Origin of the sequence: uncultured Aggregatibacter sp. (assembly GCF_901873365.1) — a bacterium.
Classification (GTDB): Bacteria; Pseudomonadota; Gammaproteobacteria; order Enterobacterales; family Pasteurellaceae; genus Aggregatibacter.
In genome coordinates this window covers 26,743-42,423 of record NZ_CABFLM010000011.1, presented here as the reverse complement: position 1 = coordinate 42,423, position 15,681 = coordinate 26,743, and the positions used below count along the sequence as shown (strand labels likewise).

The 15,681-nt window shown below is 44.9% G+C and carries 14 protein-coding genes and 1 pseudogene; 7 read left to right on the top strand and 8 right to left on the bottom strand.

Annotation, left to right across the window (positions count from 1 at the left end):
- Positions 1-24: 24 nt before the first annotated feature.
- From rluB to sppA, 3 genes are all read right to left on the bottom strand, one after another.
- Complete coding sequence (gene rluB, locus QZ106_RS00240) at positions 25-1,005, bottom strand: 23S rRNA pseudouridine(2605) synthase RluB (RefSeq protein WP_295972758.1); 981 nt, start codon at positions 1,003-1,005, stop codon at positions 25-27.
- A 38-nt stretch (positions 1,006-1,043) separates the two neighbouring features.
- A complete protein-coding gene (locus QZ106_RS00235) occupies positions 1,044-1,667 on the bottom strand; it encodes an L-threonylcarbamoyladenylate synthase (RefSeq protein WP_021616807.1) in 624 nt (207 codons plus the stop codon).
- 123 nt (positions 1,668-1,790) lie between these two features.
- Positions 1,791-3,677 (bottom strand): signal peptide peptidase SppA, encoded by a 1,887-nt coding sequence (gene sppA, locus QZ106_RS00230; RefSeq protein ID WP_295972752.1) that lies wholly within the window; start codon positions 3,675-3,677, stop codon positions 1,791-1,793.
- A 130-nt stretch (positions 3,678-3,807) separates the two neighbouring features.
- Here sppA and QZ106_RS00225 point away from each other — a divergent pair, with 130 nt between their 5' ends.
- The 4 genes from QZ106_RS00225 (at position 3,808) to QZ106_RS00210 (ending at position 5,800) form a co-directional block, all read left to right on the top strand.
- Entirely contained in the window at positions 3,808-4,362 is a 555-nt protein-coding gene (locus QZ106_RS00225) for an NAD(P)H nitroreductase (protein ID WP_295972749.1), read from the top strand.
- A 226-nt stretch (positions 4,363-4,588) separates the two neighbouring features.
- The gene (locus tag QZ106_RS00220; RefSeq protein ID WP_290521763.1) at positions 4,589-4,780 is read left to right on the top strand and encodes a DUF2892 domain-containing protein; all 192 of its coding nucleotides are present in this window, start codon (positions 4,589-4,591) and stop codon (positions 4,778-4,780) included.
- A 69-nt stretch (positions 4,781-4,849) separates the two neighbouring features.
- Positions 4,850-5,380, top strand: coding sequence for a rhodanese family protein (locus tag QZ106_RS00215; RefSeq protein ID WP_295972745.1), 531 nt, complete (start codon positions 4,850-4,852; stop codon positions 5,378-5,380).
- 114 nt (positions 5,381-5,494) lie between these two features.
- Positions 5,495-5,800 carry a helix-turn-helix transcriptional regulator gene (locus QZ106_RS00210; protein ID WP_295972742.1) on the top strand — a complete coding sequence of 102 codons (306 nt, stop codon included), beginning with the start codon at positions 5,495-5,497 and terminating at the stop codon, positions 5,798-5,800.
- A 90-nt stretch (positions 5,801-5,890) separates the two neighbouring features.
- Here the strand turns inward: QZ106_RS00210 and purF are convergent, their stop codons facing one another.
- From purF to yfbV, 3 genes are all read right to left on the bottom strand, one after another.
- Complete coding sequence (purF, locus tag QZ106_RS00205) at positions 5,891-7,402, bottom strand: amidophosphoribosyltransferase (protein ID WP_295972739.1); 1,512 nt, start codon at positions 7,400-7,402, stop codon at positions 5,891-5,893.
- 13 nt (positions 7,403-7,415) lie between these two features.
- Complete coding sequence (locus QZ106_RS00200) at positions 7,416-7,961, bottom strand: CvpA family protein (protein ID WP_295972737.1); 546 nt, start codon at positions 7,959-7,961, stop codon at positions 7,416-7,418.
- 177 nt (positions 7,962-8,138) lie between these two features.
- The gene (gene yfbV / locus QZ106_RS00195; RefSeq protein ID WP_295972735.1) at positions 8,139-8,582 is read right to left on the bottom strand and encodes a terminus macrodomain insulation protein YfbV; all 444 of its coding nucleotides are present in this window, start codon (positions 8,580-8,582) and stop codon (positions 8,139-8,141) included.
- Positions 8,583-8,875: 293 nt separating this feature from the next.
- Between yfbV and QZ106_RS00190 the strand changes: the two genes are divergently transcribed.
- Complete coding sequence (locus QZ106_RS00190) at positions 8,876-10,078, top strand: acetate kinase (RefSeq protein ID WP_295972733.1); 1,203 nt, start codon at positions 8,876-8,878, stop codon at positions 10,076-10,078.
- 71 nt (positions 10,079-10,149) lie between these two features.
- Positions 10,150-12,285, top strand: a complete 2,136-nt coding sequence (gene pta / locus QZ106_RS00185; RefSeq protein WP_295972731.1) for a phosphate acetyltransferase — start codon at positions 10,150-10,152, stop codon at positions 12,283-12,285.
- 328 nt (positions 12,286-12,613) lie between these two features.
- Here the strand turns inward: pta and QZ106_RS00180 are convergent.
- Positions 12,614-13,441, bottom strand: a pseudogene (locus QZ106_RS00180) (IS5 family transposase); the annotation flags it as partial.
- 119 nt (positions 13,442-13,560) lie between these two features.
- On the opposite strand from QZ106_RS00180, the gene QZ106_RS00175 reads away from it, so the two are divergent.
- Positions 13,561-13,770 (top strand): hypothetical protein, encoded by a 210-nt coding sequence (locus QZ106_RS00175; RefSeq protein WP_295972728.1) that lies wholly within the window; start codon positions 13,561-13,563, stop codon positions 13,768-13,770.
- 71 nt (positions 13,771-13,841) lie between these two features.
- Here the strand turns inward: QZ106_RS00175 and QZ106_RS00170 are convergent, their stop codons facing one another.
- Positions 13,842-15,605, bottom strand: a complete 1,764-nt coding sequence (locus QZ106_RS00170) for a monovalent cation:proton antiporter-2 (CPA2) family protein (RefSeq protein ID WP_295972726.1) — start codon at positions 15,603-15,605, stop codon at positions 13,842-13,844.
- Positions 15,606-15,681 lie beyond the last annotated feature (76 nt).

Here is a 15,681-nt window from a genome sequence, read left to right as displayed (position 1 = left end):
GGATTCCTCTTGTTAATAATACGGCTATTTTTTGTAACGCTTACTGAGTTCCGAATAGCGTTTGACCGCTTTACGAATCTGTCCGGCTTTTGGTTTACGGCGTTGTTTATTCGCGTCTAATTTCGTTTCCGTTTCCGGTGGTAGCCCCACTAAATCGCGCAAATAATTCACTTCATCTAACGCCATTTCCTGCCAACCGCCACGCGGCAAGGTTTTCATTAATTTAATATTGCCATAACGAATGCGAATCAAGCGGCTGACTTGAATGCCTTGAGACTCCCACAAACGACGAACTTCACGGTTGCGCCCTTCCATCAACGTCACATCAAACCACTGGTTCATCCCCACGCCACCCACAAATTTAATCTCTTTAAAATTTGCCGGGCCATCTTCTAATTGCACACCTTTTTTTAAGCGAGCTAACATCGCTTCATCCACTTGCCCGAAAACACGCACAGAATATTCCCGTTCCACTTCACGACTTGGATGCATTAAGCGATTCGCCAGTTCGCCATCAGTCGTAAATAACAGCAAGCCTGACGTGTTAATATCCAAACGCCCGACCGCAATCCAACGTGCACCGTTTAAACGAGGCAAGCGATCAAATACTGTTGCGCGCCCTTCCGGATCATGGCGAGTGCAAAGCTCCCCTTCCGGTTTGTAATACATTAACACCCGACACACTTCTTTTTGCGCTTGTGTGAGATTAATAAGATTGCCGTCAATCCGCACTTTCACGCCTGAATGTACGTTAATGCGGTCGCCTAAGGTGGCGATTTTGCCGTCCACGCTCACACGATTTTCTGCAATGATGGCTTCGATTTCACGGCGGGAACCTTGTCCGGCACGGGCTAAGACTTTTTGTAATTTTTCGCCCTCTGCTGCCATGGATTTATTGACAGATTTCAGCGCAGATTGACGGGGTTTGGCTCCCACCGTTTTTTCTTTATTATTGGCTGAAAAGTGCGGTCGATTTGACGTGCGTTTTTGTGTTGTGGCTTTCATAAATCCTCGTTGTCGCTTTCCCAAGCGTCTGTTGTCGATTAAATAAATGGTGTAATGGCGCCGCTGCCTTCGCGTAAAATCACCGGTGTACTTTCGGTTAAATCCACCACTGTGGTAGGTTCTTGCCCTAAATAACCACCGTGAATAATTAAATCCACCTGACGTTCCAAACGATCACGGATTTCTTCCGGATCCGATTGCGTGATATGTTCTTCATTCGGCAACATCAAAGAACAAGACAAAATCGGTTCGCCCAAGGCTTTCAATAAATCCAAGGCAATTTGATTATCCGGTACACGAATGCCGATGGTTTTACGTTTCGATGTCATTAAACGACGTGGCAATTCTTTCGTCGCCGTTAAAATAAACGTATAACGACCGGGCGTGTTATTTTTAATTAAACGATAGGCAGAATTGGTCACCAACGAATAATTGGACAATTCTGACAAATCACTACATACCAACGTAAAATTGTGCCCTTCCGGCAACTGGCGAATTTGCACGATACGATCCATGGCGTGCTTATCGCCGATCATACATCCCAAGGCGTAACCGGAGTCAGTCGGATACACGATGACGCCACCGTTACGCAGAATTTCAACTGCCTGATTAATCAATCGGGCTTGCGGATTTTCGGGATGAATATAAAAAAATTGACTCATATTCTTCACTCTCCGAGTAAATAGCGAGGCATTATACCAGTTTCAAATAAGGCGGGATAACGGTTTGTTTTACAGAACCCCTATATCACGCCGATTTAAAATGATTGAAAAATTGACCGCACTTTACTTCACTGAACCACACGTCAAACAATACAAATATTGCCCTTTTGGATCGTTAAAGCGAGTTAATGTGCCAAGCGGTTTGGTTAATTGTGTGAACGCTTTCGGTAACCCAACGCTTTCAAGCACGAAACCTTGCGCCCAAGTTTTCGCATCGCCTTTGAAGTCACGTAACATTTTTTTCAATAATGAGCTGTCTTCATCCACAATCCATTCCACTGAGAATGAGGCTTCATCGAGTTTATCTTTTTCTGCCCGTTTTTCATTCACTAATTCAATCGTCTTACCGATGGCCGTATCTAATGTCCCAAGCTCATCTACCAATTTATGTTCAAGCGCTTCAGAGCCTAGCCAAACCTGACCTTGCGCAATATTATCCACTTGCGCCTTGGTTAAATGGCGACCCTCACTGACTTTCGTTAAAAATTGATCGTAGCCATGTTCAATTTCCAACTGAATAACATCATTTAAGGTTGGCGATAAAGGTGAAAATAATGAACTGAACCTTAAATCAGAGGTTTTCACGCCATCTGCGGTAATCCCCATTTTCTTAATGGAGTTCTCAAAGGTCGGCAACATGGCAAAAATGCCGATTGAGCCGGTAATCGTATTTTTATCGGCGACAATATAATCGGCTGTAGAGGAAATCCAATAGCCACCTGAAGCCGCCATACCGCCCATGGAAACCACCACAGGTTTGCCGGCATTTTGTAAATGTGCCACTTCTTGACGAATGATCTCTGAAGCAAACGCACTGCCACCGGGGCTATTGACACGCAACACCACGCCTTTCACTTTGTCGTCGTCATAAGCTTGGCGTAACAATTTGGCAACTGTATCGCCACCCACATTTTCTTCGTCGCTGTCACCATCAATAATAGCGCCTTCCACATTCACTACCGCAATCTGGTTGTCGGTTTCCCCATGCATACGATCCGGCAAAGAGGCTAAATATCTCTCGTAATCCACCATTTTCGGTTGATGATCCTTATCTTCACCGAAAAGTGCGGTCAGTTTTTTATCTAAATTTAAACGATCTATTGCGCCGGTTACGAGCTTGCGTTGCTTCACATAGGCCGCGGTATCGCCTTTTAACGCTTTCAATTCGGTTAAAAACGTATGCGCATCTGGGGCAACGGTACTTTGCTGAATATCACGATTCTCTGCCACACGTTGCTTATAATGATTCCACATGGTATTTAACCAACGTTGTAAATTCGCCTTGGCTTCATCGGACATCTCATTGCGTAAATACGGTTCAACTGCCGATTTGTAGGTACCGACGCGAAAGACGTGCGGGTTCACTTCGAGTTTATCGAGCATATCTTTAAAATACAGCGTTTCCTGTGACAAACCATCAATGGACACGGAACCTATCGGGTTCATATAAATTTCATCGGCATAACTGGCAAGGAAATATTGCGCTTGATTATAGTTATCCGCATAAGCAATCACCTGTTTGCCGCTTTCTTTGAAATTTTCAATCGCCTCGCCTACATATTCCAGCGCCGGCAAATCACCGCCTTGGAAAAAATTCAAATCCAGTACTAAACCACGAATATTGTCGTCTTGTGAAGCGGAATCAATGGCATACACCACATCAAATGTCGAATATTGTTGCGGAATATTCTGCCCATCCAGCTCTTTTAAAAGGGTTTTGAAATCGTTTTTCTCATCGCGATTATCGGCCAAATAGCCATCTAAATTGAGCAATAACGCCCCTTGATCACCTCTTAGCACAGCTTTTTCCGACTTATCTGCGCCAATCATCAAGGTTGCAACAGATAAAAGCACCAAAACGAAAACAAGAAACACCAAATTCATGACCAAATCACGAATAAAATTTAATATTCGCCAAGCGAACTTAATACAAGATAAAATGACGTTCATACCACCTCAAAAAGCGATCCAAAAGGATGCTTAAAATACCACAAACCGCCTGCGCAATAAACACGCGGAAAAAATAAACTGTGCTATAATCCACCGCACTTTTCGTCTCACCCACAAATGAAGGACAATCATGGATGCATTAAAATTGCTTACCGAGCGTTATTCGGAGAAAAAACTGAGCGCCCCAGCCCCCGATAAACACCAATTAACCCAAATGTTTCAAGCGGCATTGCGCAGCCCTGATCATGGCAGGCTGCAACCTTATCGTTTTATTGTCATTGAGCAAGATAAAATGACGGAATTAAGCCGTTTATTAAAAAGCGCCGTACATGAACTGAACCTTGGTGAAGAACGCTTGAAAAAAGCCGAAAACCTAGCGACCCGCGCCCCGATGATCATCGGTGTTGTTGCCAAAATCGATCCGAATATTAAAAAAGTTCCGGAATGGGAACAACTGCTTTGCGCAGGTTGCGCGACCTATGCCATTCAATTAGCAGCAAACGCTTTAGGCTTTAAAAACGTTTGGGTTAGCGGCCCTTGGTTGGATGGTACCGATTTGCGTAAAGCCTTCCAATGCCAAAGCCAAGATAAAATCATCGGTTTCTTGATGATCGGATCTGCTGAAGATAAATTGGAAAGAGAGAAAAAAACGTTAAATTTAGATGACCTTGTGTTTTCTCTTTAATGTAAAAATACCCAAAAACAGACCGCACTTGACGAAGCAATCAAAGTGCGGTCTGTTTTTTTATTGTTTTAATATGACAAATGAAGCTTTCTCATGCCGATCCTCATTTGTTGTTATAAAAAATAAGCTCAATGCGTAAAAAAGTTTGACAATTCTTTACATCATATAATATAATTTTTATATGTTAAATCTTTGTTAATTATTACTGTAAACTAAGGAGACAAATATGAACAAAAACGTTGGTGGTATAGATAAAGTCATTCGCATCCTGTTAGGGGTCGTTCTTATCGCACTCACGTTAACGAACGTCATCGGTTGGTGGGGATGGATTGGTGTTGTGCCGTTATTGACAGGACTCTTCTCACGCTGTGGTCTTTATTCATTACTTGGCATTAACACCTGCCCATTAAAAAAATAACACATTAAGGCATCATTTCCTCTTGGTAATGATGCCACTTGCTTATTTATTCTGAGAAAAACACATACTATGATGATTTCCATCATTTCCGCCATGGAAGCAAAAGACAAATTAGCTGCCGGCGCCATATTAATCGATATTCGTCAACCGGAAGAATATCACCGCGAACATATCGACGGTTCAATTCTACAACCGCTGTCCGAATTACAACATCAAGGATTGAGCAAAACCTTAAAACAAGGCAGTTGCCTTATTTTTCACTGTAAATCCGGGGCAAGAACCGCCGGTCAAGCTGACTTTTTGAAACAGTTGGCACAAGAAAATCATTGTGAAGCTTATCTGCTTCAAGATGGAATAACCGGTTGGAAAAACGCCGGGCTTGCTACGCGATTTAATCCGTCACAACCCATTGAGATTATGCGCCAAGTCCAAATCGTGGCAGGAAGCTTAATTTTACTGGGCTCATTGTTGGGATGGTGGATTTCGCCTTATTTTTATTGGCTACCCGCATTTGTCGGTGCCGGTCTCACCTTTGCCGGAATAAGCGGTTTTTGTGGTATGGCAAAACTTCTCTCTCTGATGCCATGGAACCGACGCTAAGCAATTCGCGCGTGGGATTGCTAAAAAAACGGATCAGTTATTGGTTTCAGCGGATAGGACGTGTAAAATGAGCGCTCTCATTCCCACAATGTGTAAATACTGAAATAGGATCTGATGAAAGATATTTTCGAAAAAAGTCACGAAGCCAGTACCTTTTTAAAATTGTTGGCCAATCCGAATCGCTTGGCGATTTTGTGTTGTTTACACGAACAACGCTATAACGTCACCGAGTTAACCGTCAAATTGAATATGCCGCAAGCAGCCATGTCGAACCAATTAGCCCTTTTGCGCAAAGCCGGACTAGTGGCAAGCGAGGTTCAACATCGGGAGCGCGTGTATTACATTAAAGATCCGAAAGTTGTCGAGATGATCAATGTATTACATCGCTTTTTCTGTGAAGTTCCCTCCGAAAAAGTATGATTCTCATCACCCAATACAAAAAAACGCAGATTTAACGCTGCGTTTTTTGTATCGTCTAACTTGGACAAGTTTATCTAAACCACTTCCTCTTTATCTCTCATTGTGCATTTCAAGATTCGAGGAATCCTTTTCGCGTTTTTTCTTTGCCGCATCGTTACGTTGCTCAGCAATGTTATCCAAATAAGCTTCTGTAATATCGCCGGTAACATAACAGCCGGTAAACACCGAGCAATCAAATGCTTGAATAGCCGGATTTTCTTGTTGTACGGAACCGGTTAAATCCGCTAAGTCTTGGAACACCAATTTATCCACGCCAATCAGTTTGGCAATTTCATCGGTATTACGTTCATAGGCGATTAATTCGCTGCGCGTTGGCATATCAATGCCATACACATTCGGATAGCGAATTTCCGGTGCGGCGGAAGCAAAATATACTTTTTTCGCACCGGCAGCACGAGCCATCTCCACGATTTGTTCGGAAGTAGTTCCACGCACGATAGAGTCATCCACCAATAAGACATTTTTGCCTTTAAACTCAGAGGCAATAGTATTCAATTTACGACGAACAGAACTCACTCGCTGCGCTTGCCCCGGCATAATGAATGTGCGGCCGACATAACGATTTTTTACAAATCCTTGACGATAAGGTTTGTTCAACACATTAGCAATACGCAATGCAATATCATTTGAGGTTTCCGGTACAGGAATCACCACATCAATATCCATGTCTTGCCATTCACGGGCGATTTTCTCCCCTAAACGTTGTCCCATGTGCACACGAGCGGCATACACGGAAACGCCGTCAATGCAGGAATCCGGACGGGCAAAATAGACATATTCAAAAATACACGGCGTTAACACGGGATTGTCAGCACATTGTTGAGCATACAACTCACCATCAAACGTAATAAAAATGGCTTCTCCCGGCGCCACATCACGCACAAACTCAAATCCCACAACATCTAACGCCACGCTTTCCGAAGCGAACATATACTCGGTTTTGCCATGCTCTTCACGTTTACCTAACACCAAAGGACGAATACCATGAGGATCACGAAACGCCACCATGCCGTGATCGATGATCATGGCAATACAGGCATACGCACCGCGAATATCTTTATGGGTTTGTTTCACTGCATTAAAAATATCTTGCGGTGTTAACGCGTATTTTTGCGGTTGATCGAGGTGATACGCAAGAATGTTCAGTAAAAGTTCTGAGTCGGAATTGGTGTTCACATGACGGCGGGCAAGGTTGAAGAGTTTTTCCTTCAATTCGACAGAATTTGTTAAATTGCCGTTATGTACCAAGGTTAAACCATAAGGCGAGTTTACATAAAACGGCTGGGCTTCAGAGACACTGGAACTTCCTGCTGTCGGATAGCGTACATGACCGATACCGGTATTGCCCGCCAAGCGCAACATATGCACTTGTTGAAACACATCACTCACCAAGCCGTTCGCCTTACGCAAACGAAAGCGGTTTTCGTCATCAATGGTGACAATGCCCGCTGCATCCTGCCCACGATGTTGTAATACCGTTAAGGCATCATAAATGGCTTGATTTACCGGGGTTTGGCTGACAATACCGACAATACCGCACATACACGTTGTTCCTCTACTGATTCTGCGTTGAAGTTGGGGTTGGATTTGAAGCCGGTGTAGCCACTTGCTCCAAATTCAAGGTTGAATTTAAAAAACTGGAATTGGCTTGTATTTGTTGGAAGAACCAATCCACCACAAAACGAAAGTGCGGTATTAATTTTGACTCTTTCCACCAATCACTTTGATTTGACGCGGTGAACGTATCCAAGAAAAATAACATTGCCGCCACAATGAGCACGCCACGTAATAGCCCGAAGCAAGCACCAAGTACTCGATCCGTCCCGCTTAAGCCGGTACGATCCACTAGCTGACCTAATACATAATTCACGATAGCGCCAACAATCAATGAGGCAATAAATAAGATAGCAATGGCAACACCATTGCGAATATACAAGGATTCAATGGAAGTTAACAAACCCGCCAAATACACATAAAAATTGCTTGCAATAAAAAATGCCACAATCCAACTGGCTAGTGACATCACTTCGCGGACGAAACCGCGTAATAAGCTGACAATAACGGAAAAAACAATAATACCGATAATAATGTAATCAATCATCAAATCATCTCTAAAGTGTTGAAAAAGACACTTCTATTTGCAACGGGCGTTATTCTAGCAAAAAACGAAACCGTTTGCGCAAAAATTTACGCACAAAAAAACGCCCTTTTGCACAAAGAAGCAAAGGGGCGTCACTATACCATTGTTATGTTTGGGAATATAGAAAAAATCGGGGAATTAAAGCTCCTGCCAAAAATCACGGGGTAATTTTTTCTGAGCAAGATTCAGTAACTTTGCCAAATCCAAATAGGTGGGCTTGTCGGGGAAAGAAGGTAAGGTATCCTGCGTCTCTCTCAATTTTTCAAAAACGCGTTGAAAACCGACCGCACTTTGAGGGGGCAATGCCGTTTGTGCACGTTTGCCTAACCAATAAAATCCCTGCAAAGGCAAACATAACGCAAATAAAGCGCTTAACACCGCAACAGCAAGCGCCATGTTGTCCCCTCGTGCATAAATTTGCTGCCACACCACAAATAATACCGCGAGAAACGGCATCATTTTCTGGGCAAATAAAGTGGCTTTAATAACGCGATTTTCGGGAAAGATAGCGCCTAATTTAGGCTCTAAAGGCCAACTATTTAAATATTTTTGCCCTATTTTTAATGTGCGATAAAAACCCATGTCATGCTTATCCTTTGTGTCAATTCAACGTCAGGTTGCTCAACATAACATAAACTGACGGATTTTTTAATTTTCCATATTCATACCTCTTCTTTAGTAATCTTTTTTTCAGGAAAAATGAATCACTTACGAAATGTAAAAAAATTGCTAAATTTTTTTGATTCAGGTCGCATTTTTTGATGTTAAGAATTTATTTTAAAAGGTGAAGGGTGTATTCTATGGCGGTTTAATTTTCTATTATTCGTTCACTATTTGAACGGATTTTGTTTAACTCAAACCCGTATAGGTCGCTTATGTCTGAAAAATTAGTCCTAATCCTCAATTGTGGTAGCTCTTCATTAAAATTTTCTATTTTGAATCCTGCCACCGGCGAAGAAAAATTGTCCGGCTTAGCCGAAGCGTTTTACTTACCTGAAGCCCGTATTAAATGGAAATTACACGGCGAAAAAGGACAGGCTGATTTAGGTGCCGGCGCCGCTCACGCCGAAGCGTTAAATTTTGTTGTTAATAACATTTTCTCGCTTGATCCTGAATTACAAAAAGGCGTTGTTGCTATCGGTCACCGTATCGTACACGGAGGCGAAAAATTCACTTCTTCCGTTATCGTTACCGATGAAGTGGTTAAAGGCATCGAAGATGCAATTCAATTTGCGCCATTACACAACCCTGCACACTTAATCGGTATCAAAGAAGCATTCAAACTCTTCCCGCATTTGAAAGAGAAAAACGTGGTGGTATTTGATACCGCATTCCACCAAACCATGCCGGAAGAAGCATACTTATACGCATTACCTTACTCTTTATATCGCGATCACGGTGTTCGTCGCTACGGCGCACACGGTACAAGCCACTATTATGTCAGTCGTGAAGCAGCAAAACGTTTAGGCGTTGCAGAAAACAAAGTCAACGTGATCACTTGCCATTTAGGTAACGGTGGTTCCGTATCCGCAATTCGTCATGGCGAATGTATCGATACCTCTATGGGTTTAACCCCGTTAGAAGGTTTAGTCATGGGTACCCGTTGTGGTGACATCGACCCGGCTATCGTTTTCTACATGCACGACACCCTCGGCATGTCCGTTGAAGAAATCAACACCACCTTAACGAAAAAATCCGGTTTGCTTGGTTTAACCGAAGTCACTAGCGACTGCCGTTATGCCGAAGACAACTACGACAAAGAAATCCCGGCAAAACGCGCATTAGATGTTTATTGCTACCGTTTAGCTAAATACATCGGTTCTTACATGGCCGTTATCGGTGAGCGTTTGGATGCCATTGTCTTTACCGGCGGTATTGGTGAAAACTCTGCGCACGTACGCGAACTCACCTTAGCACACTTAAAATTATTCGGTTACAAATTGGATAATGAGAAAAACTTGGCCGCCCGTTTTGGTAAAGAAGGCGTGATTACCGCTGATAACACACCAATCGCCATGGTAATTCCAACCAATGAAGAATTAGTGATCGCACAAGACACCGCACGTCTTTGCATCTAAAACGTAATCTATAAACTGCCGATTTATTCGGCAGTTTCTTTTTAATCCTCTATTCCAATCGAAGGTAAATTATGTCTCGTACTATTATTTTAATTCCGATTAGCACCGGCGTGGGTTTAACCAGCGTAAGTCTTGGTTTAATCAACGCACTTGAACAAAAAGGTGCCAAAGTCGGTTTCATGAAACCTATTTCTCAACCAAATACCGGTGAAGATATTATCGACCGCACAACGGCTATCGTACGCACCAGCACCGGTTTAGAAACGGCTGAGCCGTTTATGCTAAGCGTGGCAGAATCCCTGATCGGTCAAAATCAATCTGATGTTTTATTAGAAAAAATCGTTGAAAATCATCAACGTCTTGCTAAAAACAATGAAATTGTCATTGTGGAAGGCTTGATTCCAACCCGCAAACATTCTTTCGCCAATAGTATTAACTACGAAATCGCCCAAGCACTTGATGCGGAAATCGTGTTAGTTGCGGCACCGGCCACAGAAACCCCGGCACAATTAAAAGAACGTGTAGAAGCAGCGGCTTCTCTGTTCGGTGGTCAGGGCAATAAAAATCTTCTTGGCGTGATCGTGAACAAATTCAATGCGCCAGTAGATGAATCCGGCAGAACCCGCCCAGATTTAAGCGAAATTTTCGATTCTTTCCAACACAGCCACAACAGCGAATCCGAGTTGGTAAAATTATTTGCACAAAGCCAGCTCAACTTATTGGCTTGTATTCCATGGTCTGCCGATCTTATCGCAACCCGTGCCATTGATTTAATTAAACATTTAGGTGCATCCATTCTTAATGAAGGCGATGTCAACCGTCGTATTCGCGGTATCACTTTCTGCGCAAGAAGTTTGCCAAATATGGTGGAACACTTCCGTGCCGGAAGCTTACTCGTGGTTTCTGCTGACCGCCCTGATGTAATCGTGGCAGCGGCCCTTGCGGTGTCTAACGGTATTGAAATCGGTGGTTTATTATTAACCGGCGGTTACAAATTAGATCCACAAATCAACAAACTTTGTCAACATGTTTTTGAAAACAAAAAATTGCCGGTTTTCCGTATTGAAGGCAACACCTGGCAAACCGCTTTAAGCCTACAAAACTTTAACCTTGAAGTACCGGTTGACGATAAAGAGCGCATTGAAAACATCAAACGCTACACCAGCGAAAAATTAGATGCCGCCTTCGTTAACGGATTAGTTGAAGCTTCAAGCCGTTTACGTCGTCTATCTCCACCGGCATTCCGCTTCCAATTAACGGAATTAGCCCGTGCGGCGAATAAACGTATCGTCTTACCGGAAGGGGATGAACCACGTACAATCAAAGCGGCAATCTTATGTGCTGAACGCGGTATCGCAGAATGTATCTTGTTGGCCAACCCTGAAGAAGTAAAACGCGTTACTGAATCTCAAGGTGTGAAATTAGTTAAAGGTATTACGGTTGTTGACCCGGCAAGCGTACGTGAGAACTATGTCGCGCGTTTAGTAGAATTACGTAAAGCCAAAGGCATGACAGAAACCATGGCGCGTGAACAATTGGAAGACAACGTTGTACTTGGCACCATGATGTTAGAAGCCAACGAAGTGGATGGCTTGGTCTCCGGTGCAGTTCACACCACAGCCAACACCATTCGTCCACCGATGCAAATTATCAAAACCGCACCGGGCAGCTCCATTATTTCTTCTATCTTCTTCATGTTGTTACCGGATCAAGTGTTAGTTTACGGTGACTGCGCGGTGAACCCGGATCCGACCGCAGAACAACTCGCGGAAATTGCGATTCAATCTGCCGAATCGGCGAAATCCTTCGGTATCGAACCGAAAGTGGCGATGATCTCCTACTCTACCGGCTCTTCCGGTAGCGGTGCAGACGTTGAAAAAGTAAAAGAAGCGACTCGTATTGCGAAAGAAAAACGTCCTGATTTACTCATCGATGGTCCATTACAATACGATGCCGCGGTGATGGAAGATGTGGCACGCTCTAAAGCGCCAAATTCTCCGGTTGCCGGTCAAGCCACCGTATTCATCTTCCCGGATCTGAATACCGGTAATACCACCTATAAAGCAGTTCAACGTTCCGCCGACCTTGTTTCTATCGGCCCGATGCTCCAAGGTATGCGTAAACCGGTGAACGACTTGTCCCGTGGTGCGTTGGTTGATGACATTGTGTACACCATTGCATTAACGGCAATTCAAGCAACACAATAAAACGCTTGAAAAACACACCGCACTTTTGTGCAAAAGAAAAGGCTTTCGTAATGAAAGCCTTTTTTATTATAGCTTGCCAAAATGTGGCTATAAAAACCATACGCTATGCGTATGGAGCGCAATTTTTCCTCTCGTAGCGTGCAACTTGTTGCACAAATAAACCACACACGGAACGTTATTTGAGACCTTTGCAAAAAAGCCTTTCCTCCGACAACCGAAACCCAAACACAGGTTTTCGGCTGTTTCCGCCCCCAATACCTCCTGATTTTACCCAAATACCCCCTTAATCCTCCCCGGACGCCCGATAATCAGGCATCCGGGCCGCCTTTTAGGCGGCAACAGGCACACTTAGCCTGTTAGCCGCTTTCAACAGGTTCAAACACATCGCCTTTAGATGGCTTTGCGCACTCACTTTAATCAACCCGAAATAGGCTGCCCGGGCATAGCGGAATTTACGGTGCAGCGTACCGAAGCTTTGTTCGACCACATAACGGGTTTTCGATAAATACCGGTTACGCTTCGTTTGATTTTCCGTCAGCGGACGGTTACGGTGGGCTTTGCGCATAATGCCGTCCAACAACTGATGTTCTTTCAGATGTTGCCGGTTTTCCTTACTGTCATAGCCTTTATCGGCATAGACGGTCGTACCTTCGGCTATTCCTTCCAGCAAAGGTGACAGGTGGTTGCACTCATGGGTATTGGCGGGGGTGATGTGCAGTTTCTCAATATAGCCTTCCGCATCGGTGCGGGTATGTTGTTTGTAACCGAGTTTGTATAAATCGTTTTTCTTTGTCCAACGGGCATCTTTATCTTTGCTCGGTGTGGTTTGGCCGCTGACGTGTCCTTCCTCATCAACTTCTATGGCCTGACGCTGTTTGCTGCCGGCAGTTTGAATAATGGTGGCGTCAATGACGGCGGCGGATGCTTTCTCTACTTTTAGGCCTTTTTCGGTCAGTTGTCGGTTAATCAGTTCCAGCAGTTCGGACAGGGTGTTGTCTTGCGCCAGCCAGTTGCGGTAGCGGCATAAGGTGCTGTAATCGGGGATGCTCAACTCGTCAAAACAGCAAAACAGGTTGAAATCGATGCGGGTGATGAGGCTGTGTTCGAGTTCGGGATCGGAGAGGCTGTGCCATTGTCCGTAGAAGCGCAAGAGCGACGCGAACGAATGAAAAAACAGTTCGCCGACTAAAATATAGATGTAGAAACCTTAAAAGGCCGTCTGAAATACTATTTGCACTCATTCCCGATTTGCCGCAACGGATGTTATCGGGCGGATTGGCAAAAGCGGAATTGCCCGCCGTCCGCACAGGCTTGGGATTCATCGATCGCAAGCTCGGCGGCTTTCTCGAACTGGACTGGTATGCTTATCAAATGAAGCTCATCGGCACAGGCAACACCCCGCAGCCGAAACGCTCCGCGTGGGCGGAACTGTTCCGCCTGCTGAAAAACATCCGCCAACACCGCCTGCGTTCCGAACGGGCGTAAAAAGTGCGGTGGAATTTTTGCAATTTTTCGCTTAAATTCCATCGCTTGCAGCTACAAAAGTGCGGTCTATTTTACGAATTTTTCTTTATATTCCCCAATAGTAATCTGCGCCCTTCAAATTCCTTGCCGGCAATTTCCAAAGCGAAGCGTTCTTTGTCGGCGTCGCGTACTTTGTCGTGTATGGCACGTAATTCCTGCACGCTAGCACCCAATGCCTTGACGATTTCATCGCCCATTTTCATGGAAGAATAGAAGGTTTCGCGCACTACGAAATCCGCTTCCGCTTTCACTAGGGCCAGCGCATTGCGTCTGTCCCAGGCGCGCACGAACACCTTGGCGTTCGGGTTGATATGATGAATATTTTCCACAATTCTGACCGCACTTTCTCCGTCGTCCACGCATACCGCTACGATGTCGGTGTGTTCTACGCCGCAGGCATGCAGCACGTCGGCGCGGGTGGCTTCGCCGTAATAGACTTTGAAACCGTATTCGCGTGCGACGTTGATGATGTCGGGATCGTTGTCCAGAATGGAAATGGTGGCACCGTAGGCTAGCGGCATTTGGCTGACCACCTGCCCCATGCGCCCGAATCCGATAATCAGCACGTTGCCGTTGAGTTCGCCCGCATGTTCTTCCACATCGTCCACTGCCGCAGCTGCGCGGGATTCTTTGAAATAGCGGTCGAACAGCATAACGCTGAAGGGTGTCATAATCATGGAGAGCACCACGATTGCCGTCATATTCGCTAGCACTTCCGCATTAATCGCCCGTTGTACGGCAGCGGAGGCGAGTAATACGAAGGCGAATTCACCGCCCTGCGACATCAGTACGGCGCGGTGTATCGCGGTGTGATGGCTTGCTTTGGCAAAACGCGCCACTCCATAAATGGCAAGGCATTTCAAGATAATCATCAGTACAGTGGCGGAAAGAATTACCTTCCAGTTATTGAGCACCGTTGCCACATCCAGCGACATCCCGACAGCTAAGAAAAACAGCCCGAGCAAAAGGCCTCGGAACGGTTCGATATCCGCTTCAAGCTGATGACGGAAGTCGGATTCCGACAGCAGCACTCCCGCCAGAAACGCACCCATCGCCATAGACAGACCGCCCAGCTCCATTAAATAAGCCGCACCGAGTACCACCAGCAGCGCGGCGGCAGTCATCACCTCGCGTGCTTTGGATTTTGCCAGAATTTTAAACAGCGGATTGAGCAGCCAAATACCTGTAGCAATCAACGCTGCCAAAGAAAGCGCGGCAACACCGATTTTCTGCCATAGCGGTACGGCATCGGCAACGGCATTGGGATTATCGGGTGCTAGAAATGCTACAATCGCCAGCATGGGCACAATCAGCAAATCTTCAAACAGCAAAATGGAGACAATGCGCTGACCTTGCGGTGTGCTGATTTCATGACGTTCGTCCATAATCTGCATGACCATTGCGGTGGAGGTGAGTGTAAAACCTACCGCCGAAATAAACGACATCACTAAAGAAAAACCGTAAGCCAGCCCGATTTGGGTAAGGAACAGACTGGAAAAAGTCACCTGCAGGGTACCCAAGCCGAAAATCTGATTACGCAATTTCCATAAATGCGACGGCTTCATTTCCAGCCCGATCAAAAACAGAAACATCACCACGCCGAATTCCGCAATATGCAAAATAGCGTGGGAATCGGTAACGAGCTTTAATCCGAAGGGTCCGATAACCAGCCCCGCAGCCAAATAACCCAGAATTGAGCCTAGACCTAAACGTTTAAATAACGGCACGGCAACTACCGCCGCCCCCAATAACTCCACCACGTGCAATAAATCGCCGTCAGCTGCTTCTACCGCCATAATTCCTGCCTTTGTTAATTCATAAAAATTTTTCGTATTATAAAGAAAAATCGCCGTAACACAAAAAAGCCGTCTG

Coding starts and splice junctions, on each gene's coding strand:
- pta (WP_295972731.1), top strand. CDS start 10,150: ATGTCTCGTACTATTATTTTAATTCCGATTAGCACCGGCGTGGGTTTA.
- QZ106_RS00235 (WP_021616807.1), bottom strand. CDS start 1,667: ATGAGTCAATTTTTTTATATTCATCCCGAAAATCCGCAAGCCCGATTG.
- purF (WP_295972739.1), bottom strand. CDS start 7,402: ATGTGCGGTATTGTCGGTATTGTCAGCCAAACCCCGGTAAATCAAGCC.
- sppA (WP_295972752.1), bottom strand. CDS start 3,677: ATGAACGTCATTTTATCTTGTATTAAGTTCGCTTGGCGAATATTAAAT.
- QZ106_RS00215 (WP_295972745.1), top strand. CDS start 4,850: ATGATGATTTCCATCATTTCCGCCATGGAAGCAAAAGACAAATTAGCT.
- rluB (WP_295972758.1), bottom strand. CDS start 1,005: ATGAAAGCCACAACACAAAAACGCACGTCAAATCGACCGCACTTTTCA.
- QZ106_RS00210 (WP_295972742.1), top strand. CDS start 5,495: ATGAAAGATATTTTCGAAAAAAGTCACGAAGCCAGTACCTTTTTAAAA.
- yfbV (WP_295972735.1), bottom strand. CDS start 8,582: ATGGGTTTTTATCGCACATTAAAAATAGGGCAAAAATATTTAAATAGT.
- QZ106_RS00200 (WP_295972737.1), bottom strand. CDS start 7,961: ATGATTGATTACATTATTATCGGTATTATTGTTTTTTCCGTTATTGTC.
- QZ106_RS00225 (WP_295972749.1), top strand. CDS start 3,808: ATGGATGCATTAAAATTGCTTACCGAGCGTTATTCGGAGAAAAAACTG.
- QZ106_RS00170 (WP_295972726.1), bottom strand. CDS start 15,605: ATGGCGGTAGAAGCAGCTGACGGCGATTTATTGCACGTGGTGGAGTTA.
- QZ106_RS00190 (WP_295972733.1), top strand. CDS start 8,876: ATGTCTGAAAAATTAGTCCTAATCCTCAATTGTGGTAGCTCTTCATTA.
- QZ106_RS00220 (WP_290521763.1), top strand. CDS start 4,589: ATGAACAAAAACGTTGGTGGTATAGATAAAGTCATTCGCATCCTGTTA.